Origin of the sequence: Variovorax sp. Root411, from assembly GCF_001425205.1 — a bacterium.
GTDB lineage: Bacteria > Pseudomonadota > Gammaproteobacteria > Burkholderiales > Burkholderiaceae_C > Variovorax.
In genome coordinates this window covers 337,418-352,975 of the sequence record NZ_LMDW01000016.1, presented here as the reverse complement: position 1 = coordinate 352,975, position 15,558 = coordinate 337,418, and the positions used below count along the sequence as shown (strand labels likewise).

The following is a 15,558-nucleotide window of genomic DNA, read 5'->3' as shown; positions in this document are numbered from 1 at the left end:
CCCGGGCTTGTCGGCCCTTTTCGGCGCCTGCTTCCAACGCAAAGGAACCTCCCCATGCAATACCGCAAATTCGGCCGCACCGGCCTCCTGGTTTCCGAACTGTGCCTCGGCACCATGACCTTCGGCGGCTCCTCCGGCATCTGGGGCCAGATCGGCAACCTGCAGCAGTCGGAGGCCGAAGAGCTCGTCGGCCGCGCGCTCGACGCCGGCATCAACTTCATCGACACCGCGGACGTGTATTCCGAAGGGCAGTCGGAAGTCATCACCGGCCAGGCGCTGAAGAACCTCAAGGTGCCGCGCGACAGCTTCGTGCTGGCCACCAAGGTGCTCGGCGAAACCGGCAGCAAGGGCGTCAACTCGGCGGGCGCCTCGCGTTTTCACATCATGGATGGCGTCAAGGCCAGCCTGCAGCGCCTGCAGCTCGACCACATCGACCTGTACCAGATCCACGGCTTCGACCCCCTCACGCGCATCGAGGAAACCGTGCACGCGCTCGACAACCTCGTGCGCCAGGGCCACGTGCGCTACGTGGGCGTGTCGAACTGGGCGGCTTGGCAGATCGCGAAGGCGCTGGGCATCGCCGAGCGCGACCGGCTCGCGCGCTTCGAGTCGCTGCAGGCCTACTACACCATCGCCGGGCGCGACCTGGAACGCGAGCTGGCGCCCATGCTGCGCAGCGAGAACGTCGGCCTGATGGTCTGGAGCCCGCTCGCGGGCGGCCTGCTGAGCGGCAAGTACGGCCGCGACACGCAGGCGGAAAAAGGCAGCCGCCGCACCACCTTCGACTTTCCGCCGGTGAACGTCGAGCGCGCCTACGACTGCATCGACGTGATGCGCCAGATGGCCGAAGCGCGCAAGGTGTCGGTTGCGCAGATCGCGCTGGCGTGGCTGCTGCACCAGCAGGTGGTGACCAGCGTGATCGTCGGTGCCAAGCGCGTCGAGCAGCTGGACGACAACATCGCCGCCACGGCCATCAAGCTCACGAGCGACGAGCTGGCCGCGCTGGACAAGGTGAGCGCGCTGCCCGCCGAGTACCCCGGCTGGATGCTGGAGCGCCAGGGCGGCGTGCGCGCCAGGCGGCTCGTCGAATCAGGCCAGCGCGGCTGATTCTTCTGCCGCGGCACGGCGCGCGGCGTGGGCCGCCGTCGCGCGCAGTGCACGCAAGTCGATATGGCGAGCTGCCTGCGCGGCGCCGGGTTGTTGCAGATGCGGCACCACGCCGAGCAGCGGCGCGCCGAGACGGCCACGCAGCGTCTGCAGGTTGGCCTGCGGCGCCAGCATCGAGGGATCGACAACGCTCGCCAACCAGCCCGCCAGCACAAGGCCACGCGCGCGGATCGCCTCGGCGCTCAGCAGCGCATGGTTGAGGCAGCCCAGCCGCAGGCCGACCACGAGGATCACGGGCAGGCCCAGCGCCACGGCGAGGTCGGCGCTGTCGAGGTCGTCGCCGAAGGGCACGCAGAAGCCGCCCACGCCCTCGACCACCACGGCGTCGGCGCGCGCCGAGAGTTCGGCGAAGGCCGAGAGCATCGGCTGCAGCGCGATGCGCACGCCCTCTTCCCTGGCCGCCAGGTGCGGCGACATCGGCGCGCGCAGCAGGTAGGGGCAGCGCAGCGCCAGTGGCGCATCGATGTTGCCGGCCGCGTGCAGTTGCTCCACATCTTCGTTGCGCCATGCGCCATAGCGCTCTTCGAGCCCTGCGGCCACCGGCTTCATGCCGACCGAGCGCAGGCCCGAGCCGGCGAGCAGGCTCAGCATGGCGCTGCTGACCAGCGTCTTGCCGATGCCCGTGTCGGTGCCGGTGACGAACCAGTTCATGCGGCCTCCTTCCAGGGTTGCGCCAGGGCATCGCCCAATGCATCGACCAACCGCACGACGTCGGCCTCGCCGTGGCTGGCCGACAGCGCGATGCGCAGCCGCGCGGTGCCGGCGGGCACGGTCGGCGGACGGATCGCTCCGACGCGCAGGCCACGCGCATCGAGCTGCGCCATGGTGCGCATCGCCCGCGCGTTGTCGCCCAGGATCAGCGGCTGGATCGCAGTGGGCGATTCGGGCAGCCACGCGCTGCCGTCCGATGGCAGCACCGCCTTCAGGCCTTGGCGCAGCTGCGCGATGCGGGCCGAAAGCCGTGAACGGCGTTCCGCGCCCTCCTCGCCCTCGATCAGCGCCAGGCTCGCAAGCAGCGCATGCGCGACGGCCGGCGGTGCGGCCGTGGTGAAGATGTACGGCCGCGCGCGCTGCACCAGGTAGTCGACGACGGTGCGATGCGCCGCAACGAAGGCGCCCGACACGCCCGCCGCCTTGCCCAGCGTGCCCACGAGCACCAGTCGTTCGGAACGCAGGCCCAAGGCTTCGAGCACGCCGCGCCCCGTGGCGCCGAGCACGCCGAAACCGTGCGCGTCGTCGATCACCAGCCAGGCATCGTGCCGCTCGGCCAGCGCGAGCAGTTCGGCCACGGGGGCGATGTGGCCGTCCATGCTGAACACTGCATCGCTGACGATGAGCTTCACGGGTGCGTCGCAGGCGGCGAGCTGTGCGTCGAGCGCGGCCACGTCGCAGTGCGGATAGCGCTCGACGCGCGCCTTGGCCAGCCGGGCGCCATCGATAAGCGAAGCGTGATTGAGCGACTCCGAGAAGATGACCGCCTCGGCACCGCCGAGCGCCGACAGCACCGCGAGGTTGGCCATGTAGCCGGTGCAGAAGAACAGGCTCTGCGCCTCGGGAATGAACGGCGCCATCCACTCGGCGAGCCTCTCCTCGAGCTGCGCATGGGCGCGCGAGTGACCGAGGATCAGGTGCGAACCGCCGCTGCCCGTGCCATACAGCGCGGCGCCTTCGGCCCATGCTTGCGCCAATGCAGGGTGCGCGGCAAGACCGAGGTAGTCGTTGCTGCTGAAGCCGAGCATGGTGCGCGGCGCGGCGGCGCCGGCCAGCGTGAGGACCTGCTCGGGCGCGCAGGCGGTTTCGGCGATCTGCCGGCGGCGGCGCAGCGACTGGGCATCGAGCGCGTGGATCTCGCCCTGCAGGCGGTCAAGCAAGCGCGACATCGCGGGCTCCTTCTTCCTGGTTCGTGGCCATGACGGCTTTCAGCGTGGCCAGCGTGCCGTCGACCAGCTGATCGATCTCGCCGTCGCCGATCGCGTACGGCGGCATGAGGTACACGGTGTTGCCGATGGGCCGCATCAGCAGCCCCTGCGCGCGTGCCGCCAGATGAAAGCGCTCGGCGAAACGCGTGCCCGGCTCGCGCACGTCGAAGGCCGTGATCATTCCCTGCTGCCGCAGGTGGTCGACAGGCTGGCCTTCGAGCCCTTCGCGCAGCCGCTGCAGCAGGCGCGCGGCACGGCCACGGTTGCGTTGCAGCGCGTCTTCGCTGTCGAACAGGTCCAGCGTCGCCACCGCGGCGCGGCAGGCCAGCGCGTTGCCGGTGTACGAATGCGAATGGAGAAAGCTGCGCGCCACGTCGTCGTCGACAAAGCCCTCGTAGATGGCGTCGCGCGTCATCACCAGCGCCAGCGGTAGGTAGCCGCCGCTGATGCCTTTCGAAAGGCACAGGAAGTCGGGCCAGATGCCGGCCTGCTCGCAGGCGAAGAAGCTGCCGGTGCGCCCGCAGCCCACCGCGATCTCGTCGGCGATGAGGTGTACCGCGTGGCGATCGCACAGGGCACGCACCAGCCGCAGGTACTCGGGATCGTGCATCGCCATGCCGGTGGCGCATTGCACCAGCGGTTCGACGATCACTGCGGCGATGGTGTCGTGCTGTCCGGCCAGCAGCGTTTCGAGTTCGGCGGCGGCGCGGCGGGCGACGGCGGCCGCGTCCTCGCCCGTCCGGGCGTTGCGCGCGTCCGGCGAAGCGACGAGGTGCGCGTTCGCGAGCAAGGGCGCATAGGCGTCACGGAACACAGGCACGTCGGTCACATGCAAGGCGCCGAGCGTCTCGCCGTGGTAGCCCTGCTTGAGCGCCACGAAGCGCCGTTTGCCGCCGCGCCCGGCGTTGCGCCATGCGTGAAAGCTCATCTTCAGCGCAATCTCCACGGCCGAGGCGCCATCCGAGGCATAGAAGCAATGGCCCAGCGCATGGCCCGTCAGCAACGACAGGCGCTCGGCCAGCTCCACGGCCGGCGCGTGGGTGCAGCCCGCGAGCATGACGTGCGAGAACCGGTCGAGTTGGTTTTTGAGCGCGGCATTGAGCGCCGGATGCGCGTGGCCAAACAGGTTGACCCACCACGAACTGGTAGCGTCCATGTAGCGCCGGCCTTCCTGGTCGAAGAGCCATACGCCCTCTCCCCTTGCAATGGGCAATGGCGGCACCGCTTCGAGGCGGATGCTCTGCGTGCACGGATGCCACACGTTGCGCCGGCTGCGTTGCTGCCAGCAGGCATTGGATTCAGGGGAAGAAGCAGTCGTTGAAGGCACCCGCGCGTCCTTTTTTGAGAGGCAAGGCGCGGGATCGTATCGGCGCATTTACGGCGCAGCAAACGGGCGAATCACCTGCGAAATGAACGTGGATTGCACGACGTTCAGCCGCGTACGCAGGGCGTTCGGATCAACGTCGCGGAACAAGCCGGCTTCTCGGCCCTGCGATGGCGTGGCAGGAAAACGCAAGTTGTCAGGCTAACGGCAGAAACAGGGCACGAATGTCCGATTCTGGTGGCCCGGCAATCTCCAGACCGGTTTTCGGCCATCGTATTGGCGGATTTCAGCTGCCCCGCCCGGCCCATGGTCAGCCGCGCTTCTCTGCGTTGCGCTTGCGCGTGGCGGCGCCCTTCTTGGCCGAAGCCGAGCGTTCGGCCGCGGTGCGGTGCGCGGCGGCAGCACCGCCCAGACGTCCGCCCTTGCGCGATGGGCCGTGGCTCTCGGTCTTGCCGCGGCCAGAGCCCGACTTCTTGCCGCCGCCTGTTTCCGCGTTCACCGTGGCCCAGGCGCGGCGCTCGGCTTCGCCCTTGCCCACACCGCGGTGCTCGTAGCCCTCCTCGATGTGTTCGGCCTTTCGCTTCTGCTTGTCCGTGTAGGACGACTTGTCGCCTTTTGGCATGGCATCGCTCCTGTTGGTTGAAAAGCCACCATGCTGGACGCGTGGCGCATGCCGCAGGTAAGAAGACGCGGGCGCTGTGCGTCAGCGCAGTCTGTCTTGTGCCTATGACGTTCTGCGCGTGCGCAGCGTGATCGAGTAGCGCAATGCCTCGGTCGGCGCGATGGCGTGCTGCCACTCCCAGCGCGCCGGACCGTGCAGCATGTAGATCGAGCGCGGCTCGACAAGAAACTCCAGCGTGCTCGGCCGCGAAGCCGCCGCGCCGGGCACATAGGGCCTGAACTGCATTACCGCATCGCCGAGCAGCGAGACGCCGATGACGTCTTCGAAGTCCGGCACGTCGCGGTGCCAGCCCAGCGGCGTGCCGGGCCGGTACTCGGCGATGAGCATGTGGGTGAGGTCTTCAGGCGCCGTGCCGGCCCATGCGGCAGCCTTCGCCCGTAGCGGATGAAGCACCTCGGGCAGCGGCGGGCCGGGCTTGAGGCGGTTGGTGTCGAAGTCGTAGCTGCCGCCGAAGCTGGTGCCGCGCCGCCGCGCCGTGTATTCCTTGTAGCGCATCTCCCTGAGCGGCAGGCCCTGGACGATGCGCAGCAACGCGGCCTCTTCTTCGGGCGACAGGAACCCGCTTTCGTAGCGCAGCCCCTCGATGGCGGCCGCGGGCGCCTCGCCGAAAAGGTCGGGCTGGCCGGCGTGTTCGAGGCGTCTAGCGGCGCGCATCTTCTTCATGGCCTCCCGCCAGTTGCACATGCCACCAGCGCGGCAGCAGCTCCCGGATTTGTGCACGCGCGAAGCGGTCGTCGAGCAGGTGCAGCACGCCACGATCTTCCTCGGTGCGGATCACTCGGCCGGCCGCCTGCACCACTTTCTGCAGGCCCGGGTAGAGGTAGGTGTACTCGTAGCCCTTGCCGAAGCGCATCTGCATGCGCTCGCGCGTGATCTCGTTGAGTTCGTTGTACTGCGGCAGGCCCAGGCTGGCCACGAAGGCGCCGATCAGGCGGCTTCCCGGCAGGTCGATGCCCTCGCCGAACGCGCCGCCGAGCACCGCGAAGCCGATGCCCTGCCCGCCCTCCTCGAAGCGGGCGATAAAGCCGTGGCGGTCGGCCTCGCGCATGCCGCGCGTCTGCGTCCATACCGGCACGCCGGGGTGCCGCAGCGAGAAGGCGGCGCAGGCTTTCTCGAGGTAGTCGAAGCTGCTGAAGAAGGCCAGGTAGTTGCCGGGCAGGCGCTCGAACTGCGCGCCGATGATGTCCGCCACGTTGCGCAGCGACCCCGCGCGGTCGCGGAAGCGCGTCGACACATGCATCGCCACCTCGACGCGCAGTTGCTGGCTGTTGAAGGGCGAGGCCACGTCGAGCAGCGCGGTGCTCTCGGGCAGTCCCAGCGCGTCGCGGTAGAACTCGAAAGGCGACAGCGTGCCCGAGAAGCAGGTGACCGACACCGCATCGCCGAAGCGCGCCTCCAGGAACGGCGCGGGCACGAGGTTGCGGATGGCGAGGCCGCGATCCTGCTGCGTCGCGCCCAGCGTGCGCTCGAACACCGAGTGGTCGCCGAAGGCCTCGGCCAGCCGGGCGAAGTGCAGCGCGTCGAAGAAGAAGCGCTGCAGCGGCCCCTGCGAGGCATCGGGCGTGGCGGCGAAGTACTCGGCCATGGCGGTGTTGGCGGCCTGCAGGGTGCGCAGGAAGCGCTCAGGAATCTCGTCGCCGGTCTCGTAGTCGGCCACCTGGGCCTGCTGCACCGTGTCCCATTCGCGGAACAGCCGGGCCAGCGGACCGCGCAGCGCGGCCGGCGCGACTCGGTGCGCCTCTTCGAGCGCGGCGCCTTCGAGCTGCGCGGTGTACATGCCGCGCGAGCGCTCCAGCAGGTTGTGGGCCTCGTCCACCAGCACGGCCACGCGCCAGTCGGCGTCGCGCATGGTGGCGTAGAGAAAGGCGCTGCTGTCGAAGTAATAGTTGTAGTCGCCGACGATGGCGTCGGCCCAGTGCGCCATTTCCTGCGCGAGGAAATAGGGGCACACCTCGTGCGCGAGCGCGATGTGGCGCAAGGCTTCGCGGTCGAGCCACGCCACCTGCGCGGCCTGCTCGCGTGCGGCGGGCAGGCGGTCGTAGAAGCCCCTGGCGAGCGGGCAGGCATCGCCGTGGCAGGCGCGGTCGGGGTATTCGCAGACCTTCTCGCGGGCCGCGAGCTCGAGCACGCGAAGCCGGCCCTGGCCCTGCCCCTTGTCGAGCACGCGCAGCGCGTCGAGCGCCACCGGGCGGCCGGAGGTCTTGGCGGTGAGGAAGAAGACCTTGTCGATCCTGTGCGCGGCGCGGGCCTTGAGCAGCGGGAAGATGGTGGCCAGCGTCTTGCCGATGCCCGTGGGCGCCTGCGTCATGAGGCAGCGCCCGCCCATGGCCGCGCGGTAGACGGCCTCGGCCAGTTCGCGCTGGCCGATGCGGAAGCTGCGATGCGGAAATTCGAGCCGAGCCAATGTTTCGTCGAGCGCGGCGCGGTGGCCGGCTTCACTCGCGGCCCATGCGCTGTAGCGGCCGCACAGCAGCTCGAAATGCTCCCGCAGCGTTTCGCGGGTGTGATGCTCTTCGAGCACGGTTTCGTCGCCGGTGGCGAGGTCGAGGTACACCAGCGCCACCGTCATTTCGTCGTGGCCGTTCAGCTCGCACAACATCCAGCCGTAGGTGCGGGCCTGCGCCCAGTGCAGCGCGCGGTGGTTGCCGCGGATGGCATCGAAGTCGCCGCGGAAGGTCTTGATCTCTTCGACGCGGGCCTTGCGCGCTTCGTAGCCGTCGGCCCGCCCGCGCACGCGGACTGCACCGCAAGTGGCTTCGAGCCCGACTTCGCAGGCGTAGTGCTCGGGGTCGCGCCGGTGCTGCACCAGCGCATGCCCTGCCATGCCTTCGAGCGCGCTGGGCGCGGGCACGAAGCGCAGGTCGAGGTCGCCCGCCTTCGCACCGAAGGCACACAGGGCCTTGACGGAAACGACATGTGCAACCATGGTGGCTGCGTCATGTTGCGGGTTGGAGCGTTCGGGGTCCATCGGTCAACAACTGGATGAATTCACAGTATAGCCACGAGCTCTTCTGGCTCTTCTCCGACAGGGCAACTCCGAGTTATCGGCAAGACTCGATAGGTTTTGCTTACAAATGCGCCTGATGAAAACTCCCACCGCGATCGACCCCGACGACTTCGAGCGTCTGCTGAGCCGCAACCTCAAGCTCCCGCTGATCGGCGGCGTGTTCGGTGCGGTGGTGTTCGTCGGGCTGATCCTCTTCCTGCTGTCGACCATCGGCTGGGTCGAGCACACCGACCGCGTCGCCCGTGTCGCCAGCGAGGTGCAGCACCAGAGCGTCGACATGGAGACCGGCATGCGCGGCTTCCTTCTCACCGGCGACGACACCTTCCTGGAGCCCTACCAGAGCGCCCTGCCCCGCATCAAGGGCGACACGGCCACGCTGCGCAAGCTGGTGTCGGACAACCGCCAGCAGGTGGAACGCGTCGACCGCATCGCCGCCATCCAGAGCAACTGGAACGAGCTGGCCGCCCAGCTGATCGCCGCGCGCCGTGCCGGGCCAGACCCCCAGCTCGAAGTGCGCCTGGGCCAAGGCAAGCGGCTGGCCGACGCCATGCGCGCCGAGTTCACGGCGTTCATGCAAACCGAGCAGACCCTGCGCTTCCAGCGCAACAACGACGCCAACCGCACCGCATGGTGGGTGGTCGGCCTGTTCCTCTTGTTCACGCTGGTCATCACCGCGCTGGCGGCCTACTTCGGCCGGCGCCAGCTGGTGCTGCTGTCCGACAGCTACGACGTGGTGCTGAAGGAGCAGGCCGCGCACGCGGACAGGCTCGCCCAGGAGGCCTGGCTGCGCAGCGCGCAGACCGAGCTGGTGGGAGAACTGGTAGGCGAACTCAGCGCGCCGGACATGGGCCGCAAGATCCTCGCGTTCTTCTCGCGCTACCTGGGCACGTCGGTCGGCGCGATGTATGTGCGCGAGCGCCACGGTCCGCTGCGTCGGGCGGCGAGCTATGGCTTTTCGAGTTCGGCCGAGGCGATGCCGCAGGTCTTTTCCCCCACCGAGAGCCTGGTGGGCCAGGCCGCGGCCGAGCGGCGCCGCATGCTGCTCGACCCGGTCGATGCCGACTACCTGAAGGTCAATTCGGGCCTCGGCGAGATGTCGCCCAAGGCCGTGCTGCTGGTGCCCGTTGCTAGCGGCGGCATGGTCAACGGCGTGGTCGAGCTCGGCCTGCCCGGCACGCTGGACGAGCGCGGCAGCCAGCTGATCGACACGGTGGCCGACGACATCGGCAGCTCGCTGGCAGCGGCGCGCTACCGCGAGCAGTTGCAGGACGTTCTCGCCCAGACCCAGCAGCTCAACGAGGAATTGCAGGTGCAGCAGGAAGAACTGCGCACCGCCAACGAAGAGCTCGAAGAACAGTCGCGCGCCCTGCGCGCCTCGCAGGCCATGCTGGAGAACCAGCAGGCCGAACTGGAGCAGACCAACAGCCAGCTCTCCGAACGCACCGAGGCGCTGGACCAGCGCAACAATGCGCTGCGCCGCGTGCAGCGCGACCTGGAAGACCGCGCCGACGAGCTGCAGCGCGCGAGCCGCTACAAGTCGGAGTTCCTCGCCAACATGTCGCACGAGCTGCGCACGCCGCTCAACAGCGCGCTCATCCTCGCCAAGCTGCTGGGCGACAACCCGCAGGGCAACCTCTCGCTGGAACAGGTGAAGTTCGCGGAGTCGATCTACTCGTCGGGCAACGACCTGCTGGTGCTGATCAACGACATCCTCGACATCGCGAAGGTCGAGGCCGGCAAGCTCGAAGTGGTGCCCGAAGACGTCGCGCTCGCCAAGCTGGCCCGCAGCCTGGAGAGCACCTTCGGCCCGCTGGCGATGCAGAAGAACCTGGGCTTCCGGCTCGAAGTGCGGCCCGACGCACCGGCCTCGCTGGTCACCGACCGGCACCGGGTCGAGCAGATCCTCAAGAACCTGCTGTCGAACGCGCTCAAGTTCACCGACAGCGGCGAAGTGGCGCTGCTGGTCTCGCCGACACCGGACGGCGGCGCCGCCTTCGCGGTCTCCGACTCGGGCATCGGCATCGACGCGCAGCAGCACGAGCTGATCTTCGAGGCCTTCCGCCAGGCCGACGGCACCACCAGCCGGCGCTATGGCGGCACCGGGCTGGGCCTGTCGATCTCGCGCGACCTCACGCAGCTGCTGGGCGGCACGCTCACGGTGCAGAGCGAGCCGGGCCGGGGCAGCACCTTCACGCTGCAACTGCCGGCGAAGGCGCCGCAGGCTTCGCCGGGGGTGCCGCAACAATCGTCGGCGGTCTACACGCCCCGGCCCACACCCGCACCGCCCGCTGCGCCGCACGCGCCGAAGCCCCCTGCCCCGGTGCCCGCACCGCAGTTCGCCGACGACCGCAGCCTTCCGCGCGACCAGGTGCGCCGCGTGCTCGTGATCGAGGACGAGCCGCAGTTCGCGCACATCCTCTACGACCTGGCGCACGAGCTGGGCTACCGCTGCCTGGTGGCGCACGGCGCGGCCGACGGCTTCGAGCTGGCCACGCAGTTCCTGCCCGACGCGATCCTGCTCGACATGCGCCTGCCCGACAGCACCGGGCTCGGCCTGCTGCAGCGGCTGAAAGACTCGCCGCACACGCGCCACATTCCGATCCACGTGGTGTCCGCCGCCGACAACGCGCAGAGCGCGGCGCTGCAGATGGGCGCCATCGGCTATGCGCTGAAGCCGGCCACGCGCGACGAACTGAGGAAGGTGTTCGGCCGGCTCGAGGAGAAGCTCACGCAGAAGGTCAAGGTCGTGCTGCTGGTGGAAGACGACGAGCTGCAGCGCGAGAGCGTCATCCGGCTCATTGGCGACGAGGACATCGAGATCGTTGCCGTCGGCTCCGGCGAGGAAGCGCTGGAGCTGCTGCGCACCCGCGTGTTCGACTGCATGATCACCGACCTGAAGCTGCCCGACATGCAGGGCAGCGAGCTGCTCAAGGCCATGGCGGCCGAGGAGATCGTGTCGTTCCCGCCGGTCATCGTCTACACCGGGCGCAACCTCACGCGCGACGAAGAAGCCGAGCTGCAGCGCTATTCGCGCTCGATCATCATCAAGGGCGCCCGCTCGCCGGAGCGCCTGCTCGACGAAGTGACGCTGTTCCTGCACAAGGTGGAGGCCGAGCTGTCCAGCGAGCGCCGGGGCATGCTGAAGACGGCGCGCGGGCGCGACCGCATCTTCGAGGGCCGCACCATCCTGCTGGTGGACGACGACGTGCGCAACATCTTCGCGCTGACCAGCGCGCTGGAGCAGCGCGGCGCCATCGTCGAGATCGGCCGCAACGGGCGCGAGGCGCTGGAGCGGCTCGACCAGGTCAGCGAGATCGACCTCGTGCTGATGGACGTGATGATGCCGGAGATGGACGGCCTCGAAGCCACGCGCCGCCTGCGCGGCGACCCGCGCTTCGAGAAGATGCCGGTGATCGCCATCACCGCCAAGGCCACCAAGGACGACCGCGAGCAATGCCTTGCCGCCGGCGCCAACGACTACCTCGCCAAGCCGGTGGACCTGGAACGCCTGTTCTCGCTGCTGCGCGTGTGGATGCCGAAGATGGAGCGCCTGTGACCACACGCCCAGGCACATCGCAGGCCGCGCAGACGCCGCCGCTGCATCCGCTGAGCGACACGGAGATCGAGCTGCGCCTGCTGATGGAGGCCATCTATCTGAAGTACAGCTACGACTTCCGCAACTACACCGTGGCTTCGCAGAAGCGCCGCGTGCTGCATGCGCTCGAGCAACTCGGGCTGCCGAGCATCTCGGCGCTGCAGGAGCGGGTGCTGCGCGAGCCCTTGCTGTTCGGCCGGCTGCTGCAGTTCCTGACGATCCCGGTGAGCGAGATGTTCCGCGATCCGGCCTACTTCCTGGCCTTGCGCGAGCACGTGGTGCCGATCCTGCACACCTACCCTTCCGTCAAGGTCTGGGTGGCGGGCTGCAGCACCGGCGAGGAAGTGTTCTCGCTGGCCATCCTGCTGCGCGAGGAAGGCCTGCTCGCGCGCACGCAGATCTACGCCACCGACATCAACCCCGCTTCGCTGGAGAAGGCACGACTGGGCATCTTTCCGCTGGAGGCGATCCGCGGCTACACCGCCAACTACCAGCACGCGGGCGGACGCAGCGCGTTCTCCGACTACTACACCGCCGCCTACGATGCCGCGCGCTTCGACCCTTCGCTGTGCGCCGACGTGATCTTTGCCGACCACAGCCTGGCCACCGACAGCGTGTTCGCGGAAACCCAGCTGGTGTCGTGCCGCAACGTGCTGATCTACTTCAATCGGGAGCTGCAGGACAGGGCGCTGGGCCTGTTCCACGAGTCGCTGTCGCATCGCGGCTTTCTCGGGCTGGGCTCGAAGGAAAGCATCGACTTCTCGGGCTACTCCAACCGTTTCGACACGCATGCGCGTGCCGAGCGCATCTACCGCAAGGCCACATGAACCGCCACCTTCGCTCACCCGTTCGCAAGCGCGTGGACGCCGTGGTGCTCGGCGCCTCGGCCGGCGGCATCGATGCGCTCTCCGCGCTGCTGCACGGGCTGCCCGCCAGTTGGCGCATTCCGATGGCGGTGGTGCTACACCTGCCCGAGGGGCACGAGAGCCACCTCGCCGAGATCTTCGCGCAGCGCCTGCCGATTCCAGTGCACGAAGCCGCCGACAAGATGCCGCTGGCGGCCGGCAGCCTTTACTTCGCGCCGCCCGGCTATCACCTGTCGATCGAGCGCGACCGCAGCTTCTCGCTGAGCTGCGAGCCGCCGGTGCTGTTCTCGCGGCCGTCCATCGACGTGCTGATGGCCTCCGCCGCCGACGCCTACGGCCCCGCCCTCGCGGGCTTTCTGCTGACCGGCGCGAACGACGACGGCGCCGAAGGCCTGCGCCGCATCCATCTGGCCGGCGGGCTCACCGCCGTCCAGGAACCGAAAGAAGCACAGATTCCCACCATGCCCCAAGCCGCCATCGCGCGCCACGTTCACGACTACGTGCTCCCCCTGCGCGAACTGCGCACCTTGCTGCTTCAACTGGAGGCCGCCCATGAACATTGACGTCCAAAGCAAGCTGCTGATCGTCGATGACCTGCCGGAAAACCTGCTGGCGCTGGAGGCGCTGATCCGAGCGCCTGGGCGCATCGTGTACCGCGCCGCTTCGGCCGACGCCGCGCTCGCGCTGCTGCTGGAACATGAATTCGCGCTCGCCATCGTCGACGTGCAGATGCCCGGCATGAACGGCTTCGAGTTGGCCGAGCTGATGCGCGGCACCGAGCGTACGCGGCACATTCCCATCATCTTCGTGAGCGCGGCCGGGCGCGAACTGAACTACGCCTTCCAGGGCTACGAGAGCGGCGCGGTCGACTTCCTGCACAAGCCGCTGGACCCGCACGCGGTGGTCAGCAAGGTGCACGTGTTCGTCGACCTGTACCGGCACCGCAAGGCGCTGCGGCACGAGATGGAGTCGCTCGCCGCCGCGCACCGCAAGCAGGAAGAGCTGGTGCAGCAGCTGCAGCAGACGCAGCACGAGCTGGAGCGCGCGGTGCGCATGCGCGACGACTTCATGTCGATGGTGTCGCACGAGCTGCGCACGCCGCTCAACACGCTGTACCTCGAGGCGCAGCTGCGGCAGCTGCACCTGTCCAAGGGCAACTTCGCCAACTTCGCGCCCGAGCGGCTGCCCGCGATGATCGAGCGCGACCAGCGGCAGATTCGCAACATGGTGCGGCTGATCGACGACATGCTCGACGTCACGCGCATGCGGCGCGATGCGCTGTCGATCAAGACCGAGCCGGTCGACCTCGCCGCGCTGGCACGCGCAGTAGTGGAAAACCTGCGCCAGCAAGCCGAGGCCGCGGGCTCGGCCATCACGCTCATGGCACCCACCGAACTGCGCGGCGTGTGGGACGAGTTCCGCATCGAACAGGTGCTGACCAACCTGCTGACCAATGCGCTGCGCTATGGCGGCGGCAAGCCGGTCGAGATGATGGTGCAGCAGATGGGGGGCACCGCCCAGGTGGCCGTGCGCGACCAGGGCATCGGCATCGCGCCCGAAGACCAGGAGCGCATCTTCAAGCAGTTCGAGCGCACCAAGGACAGCCGCAAGCACGCGGCCGGGCTGGGCCTCGGCCTGTACATCACGCACAAGATCGTGAGCCTGCATGGTGGACAGATCGGCGTGGAAAGCGCGCCGGGCGAAGGCTCGCGCTTCGTGGTCGACCTGCCGCTCGAGCCGCCCGCCATACTTCCCTCTTCAACCTGAAGGAAAGAACCCCCTCGTGAACGTGCTGATCGTCGACGACAACAAGGCCGCGGCCGACCTGCTGCAGGAATTGCTGGGCCTGTTCGGCCACACCGCGCGCTGCACCTACACGGCCCAGCAGGCGCTGGACGCGGCCGCCGCCGAGAGCTTCGATGCCGCGCTCATCGACCTCACGCTGCCCGATTTCCCGGGCACCGAGGTAGCGCGGCGGCTGCGCGCCAGCACCGCCCAGGGCACGCCGAAGCTGCTCATCGCGATCTCGGGTTTTTCGGCGGAGGACACGGGCGGCGAGACGGCCGAAGGGCTGTTCGACCACCACCTGCAGAAGCCGATCGACATCGACAGGCTCGGTGGCCTCCTGGCGCAGGGCTGAGCGCGGCAGCCCCCGCACGCCGGTGGGCCGGCTAGTGGTAAACCACTATCGGTAAATTGGTGAACCACTTTTAGACTGGCTCACCACATGGCCACCATCCACGAACTCCCCCGCCTGCCTGCGACCGAGCTGGATTCCGACCGCTCCTACCAGAAGCTCGCCGCCAGCATTGCCGCCCTCATCACCGAAGGCGAATTCAAGGTGGGCGACCGCCTGCCGTCCGAACGCGCACTGGCCGACCGCTTCAGCGTGAGTCGCACGCTGGTGCGCGAGGCCATCATCGTGCTGGAGATCCAGGGCAACGTCGAAGTGCGCGGCGGCTCGGGCATCTATGTCTGCGCGCCAGCACCCGGCGCGGTGGCACCCGCCTCGGCCTACACCCTGTCACCCGGCCCGGGCCCCTTCGAGCTGCTGCGCGCGCGCTGCCTGATCGAGGCCGAGATCGCGGCGGTGGCCGCCGAGAGCCGCAAGGACAGCGACCTCGACCGCATCTACAGCGCGCTGGCCGAGATGCGCGAGAACATGCACGACAAGGAGGCCAACGAAGCGGCCGACCGCCTGTTCCACCTGCGCATTGCCGAATCGACCGGCAACAGCGTGCTGCTGCAGATGGTGACCGCGGTGTGGGACCACACCAAGGCCCCGATCTGGTCGCAGCTGGAAGCCCACTTCCACACCCCGGCGCTGCGCCGCGCCTCGCAGGACGACCACCAGCGTGTGTTCACCGCCCTGCTGGAGCGCGACGCCGACGCGGCTCGCAAGGCCATGCGCGCGCACATCGAGCGCGTGATCAGCGAATTCGCGCAAGCCTGGCGCTGAGCAGGCACCCGGCGTCCGGCCTCCCGGCCGGCGCCACCC

The 15,558-nt window shown here is 68.7% G+C and carries 13 protein-coding genes; 7 read left to right on the top strand and 6 right to left on the bottom strand.

Annotated features, from left to right (window positions below):
* Nucleotides 1-54: 54 nt before the first annotated feature.
* Nucleotides 55-1,107 (top strand): aldo/keto reductase, encoded by a 1,053-nt coding sequence (locus tag ASC92_RS18280; protein ID WP_056518440.1) that lies wholly within the window; start codon nucleotides 55-57, stop codon nucleotides 1,105-1,107.
* On the opposite strand, the gene bioD is transcribed toward ASC92_RS18280, so the two are convergent.
* The 6 genes from bioD to ASC92_RS18250 form a co-directional block, all read right to left on the bottom strand.
* Nucleotides 1,090-1,818, bottom strand: coding sequence for a dethiobiotin synthase (gene bioD / locus ASC92_RS18275; protein ID WP_056518439.1), 729 nt, complete (start codon nucleotides 1,816-1,818; stop codon nucleotides 1,090-1,092). The two genes, ASC92_RS18280 and bioD, sit on opposite strands and share 18 nt — an antisense overlap.
* Nucleotides 1,815-3,047, bottom strand: a complete 1,233-nt coding sequence (bioF, locus tag ASC92_RS18270; protein WP_056518438.1) for an 8-amino-7-oxononanoate synthase — start codon at nucleotides 3,045-3,047, stop codon at nucleotides 1,815-1,817. Before bioF ends, bioD begins: the two co-directional genes overlap by 4 nt.
* Nucleotides 3,031-4,461, bottom strand: a complete 1,431-nt coding sequence (gene bioA / locus ASC92_RS18265) for an adenosylmethionine--8-amino-7-oxononanoate transaminase (protein WP_235505879.1) — start codon at nucleotides 4,459-4,461, stop codon at nucleotides 3,031-3,033. The genes bioF and bioA overlap by 17 nt, the downstream gene beginning before the upstream one ends.
* Nucleotides 4,462-4,720: 259 nt before the next feature.
* A complete protein-coding gene (locus ASC92_RS18260; RefSeq protein ID WP_056518436.1) occupies nucleotides 4,721-5,032 on the bottom strand; it encodes a hypothetical protein in 312 nt (103 codons plus the stop codon).
* 102 nt (nucleotides 5,033-5,134) lie between these two features.
* Nucleotides 5,135-5,755 carry an alpha-ketoglutarate-dependent dioxygenase AlkB gene (locus tag ASC92_RS18255; RefSeq protein ID WP_235505877.1) on the bottom strand — a complete coding sequence of 207 codons (621 nt, stop codon included), beginning with the start codon at nucleotides 5,753-5,755 and terminating at the stop codon, nucleotides 5,135-5,137.
* Nucleotides 5,733-8,018 carry an ATP-dependent DNA helicase gene (locus tag ASC92_RS18250; protein WP_157609078.1) on the bottom strand — a complete coding sequence of 762 codons (2,286 nt, stop codon included), beginning with the start codon at nucleotides 8,016-8,018 and terminating at the stop codon, nucleotides 5,733-5,735. Before ASC92_RS18250 ends, ASC92_RS18255 begins: the two co-directional genes overlap by 23 nt.
* A 157-nt stretch (nucleotides 8,019-8,175) precedes the next feature.
* Here ASC92_RS18250 and ASC92_RS18245 point away from each other — a divergent pair, with 157 nt between their 5' ends.
* The 6 genes from ASC92_RS18245 to ASC92_RS18220 all read left to right on the top strand — a co-directional run bounded on the left by ASC92_RS18245 (nucleotide 8,176) and on the right by ASC92_RS18220 (nucleotide 15,519).
* Complete coding sequence (locus tag ASC92_RS18245) at nucleotides 8,176-11,655, top strand: response regulator (protein ID WP_056518433.1); 3,480 nt, start codon at nucleotides 8,176-8,178, stop codon at nucleotides 11,653-11,655.
* On the top strand, nucleotides 11,652-12,521 hold the full coding sequence (locus ASC92_RS18240) for a CheR family methyltransferase (RefSeq protein ID WP_268810475.1): 870 nt from the start codon (nucleotides 11,652-11,654) through the stop codon (nucleotides 12,519-12,521). The genes ASC92_RS18245 and ASC92_RS18240 overlap by 4 nt, the downstream gene beginning before the upstream one ends.
* On the top strand, nucleotides 12,518-13,123 hold the full coding sequence (locus tag ASC92_RS18235) for a chemotaxis protein CheB (RefSeq protein ID WP_056518432.1): 606 nt from the start codon (nucleotides 12,518-12,520) through the stop codon (nucleotides 13,121-13,123). Before ASC92_RS18240 ends, ASC92_RS18235 begins: the two co-directional genes overlap by 4 nt.
* Nucleotides 13,113-14,327 carry a hybrid sensor histidine kinase/response regulator gene (locus tag ASC92_RS18230; protein ID WP_056518431.1) on the top strand — a complete coding sequence of 405 codons (1,215 nt, stop codon included), beginning with the start codon at nucleotides 13,113-13,115 and terminating at the stop codon, nucleotides 14,325-14,327. The genes ASC92_RS18235 and ASC92_RS18230 overlap by 11 nt, the downstream gene beginning before the upstream one ends.
* 16 nt (nucleotides 14,328-14,343) lie before the next feature.
* Nucleotides 14,344-14,700 carry a response regulator gene (locus ASC92_RS18225; protein WP_056518430.1) on the top strand — a complete coding sequence of 119 codons (357 nt, stop codon included), beginning with the start codon at nucleotides 14,344-14,346 and terminating at the stop codon, nucleotides 14,698-14,700.
* A gap of 87 nt (nucleotides 14,701-14,787) precedes the next feature.
* Nucleotides 14,788-15,519 (top strand): FadR/GntR family transcriptional regulator, encoded by a 732-nt coding sequence (locus ASC92_RS18220; RefSeq protein ID WP_082519632.1) that lies wholly within the window; start codon nucleotides 14,788-14,790, stop codon nucleotides 15,517-15,519.
* Nucleotides 15,520-15,558: the final 39 nt, after the last annotated feature.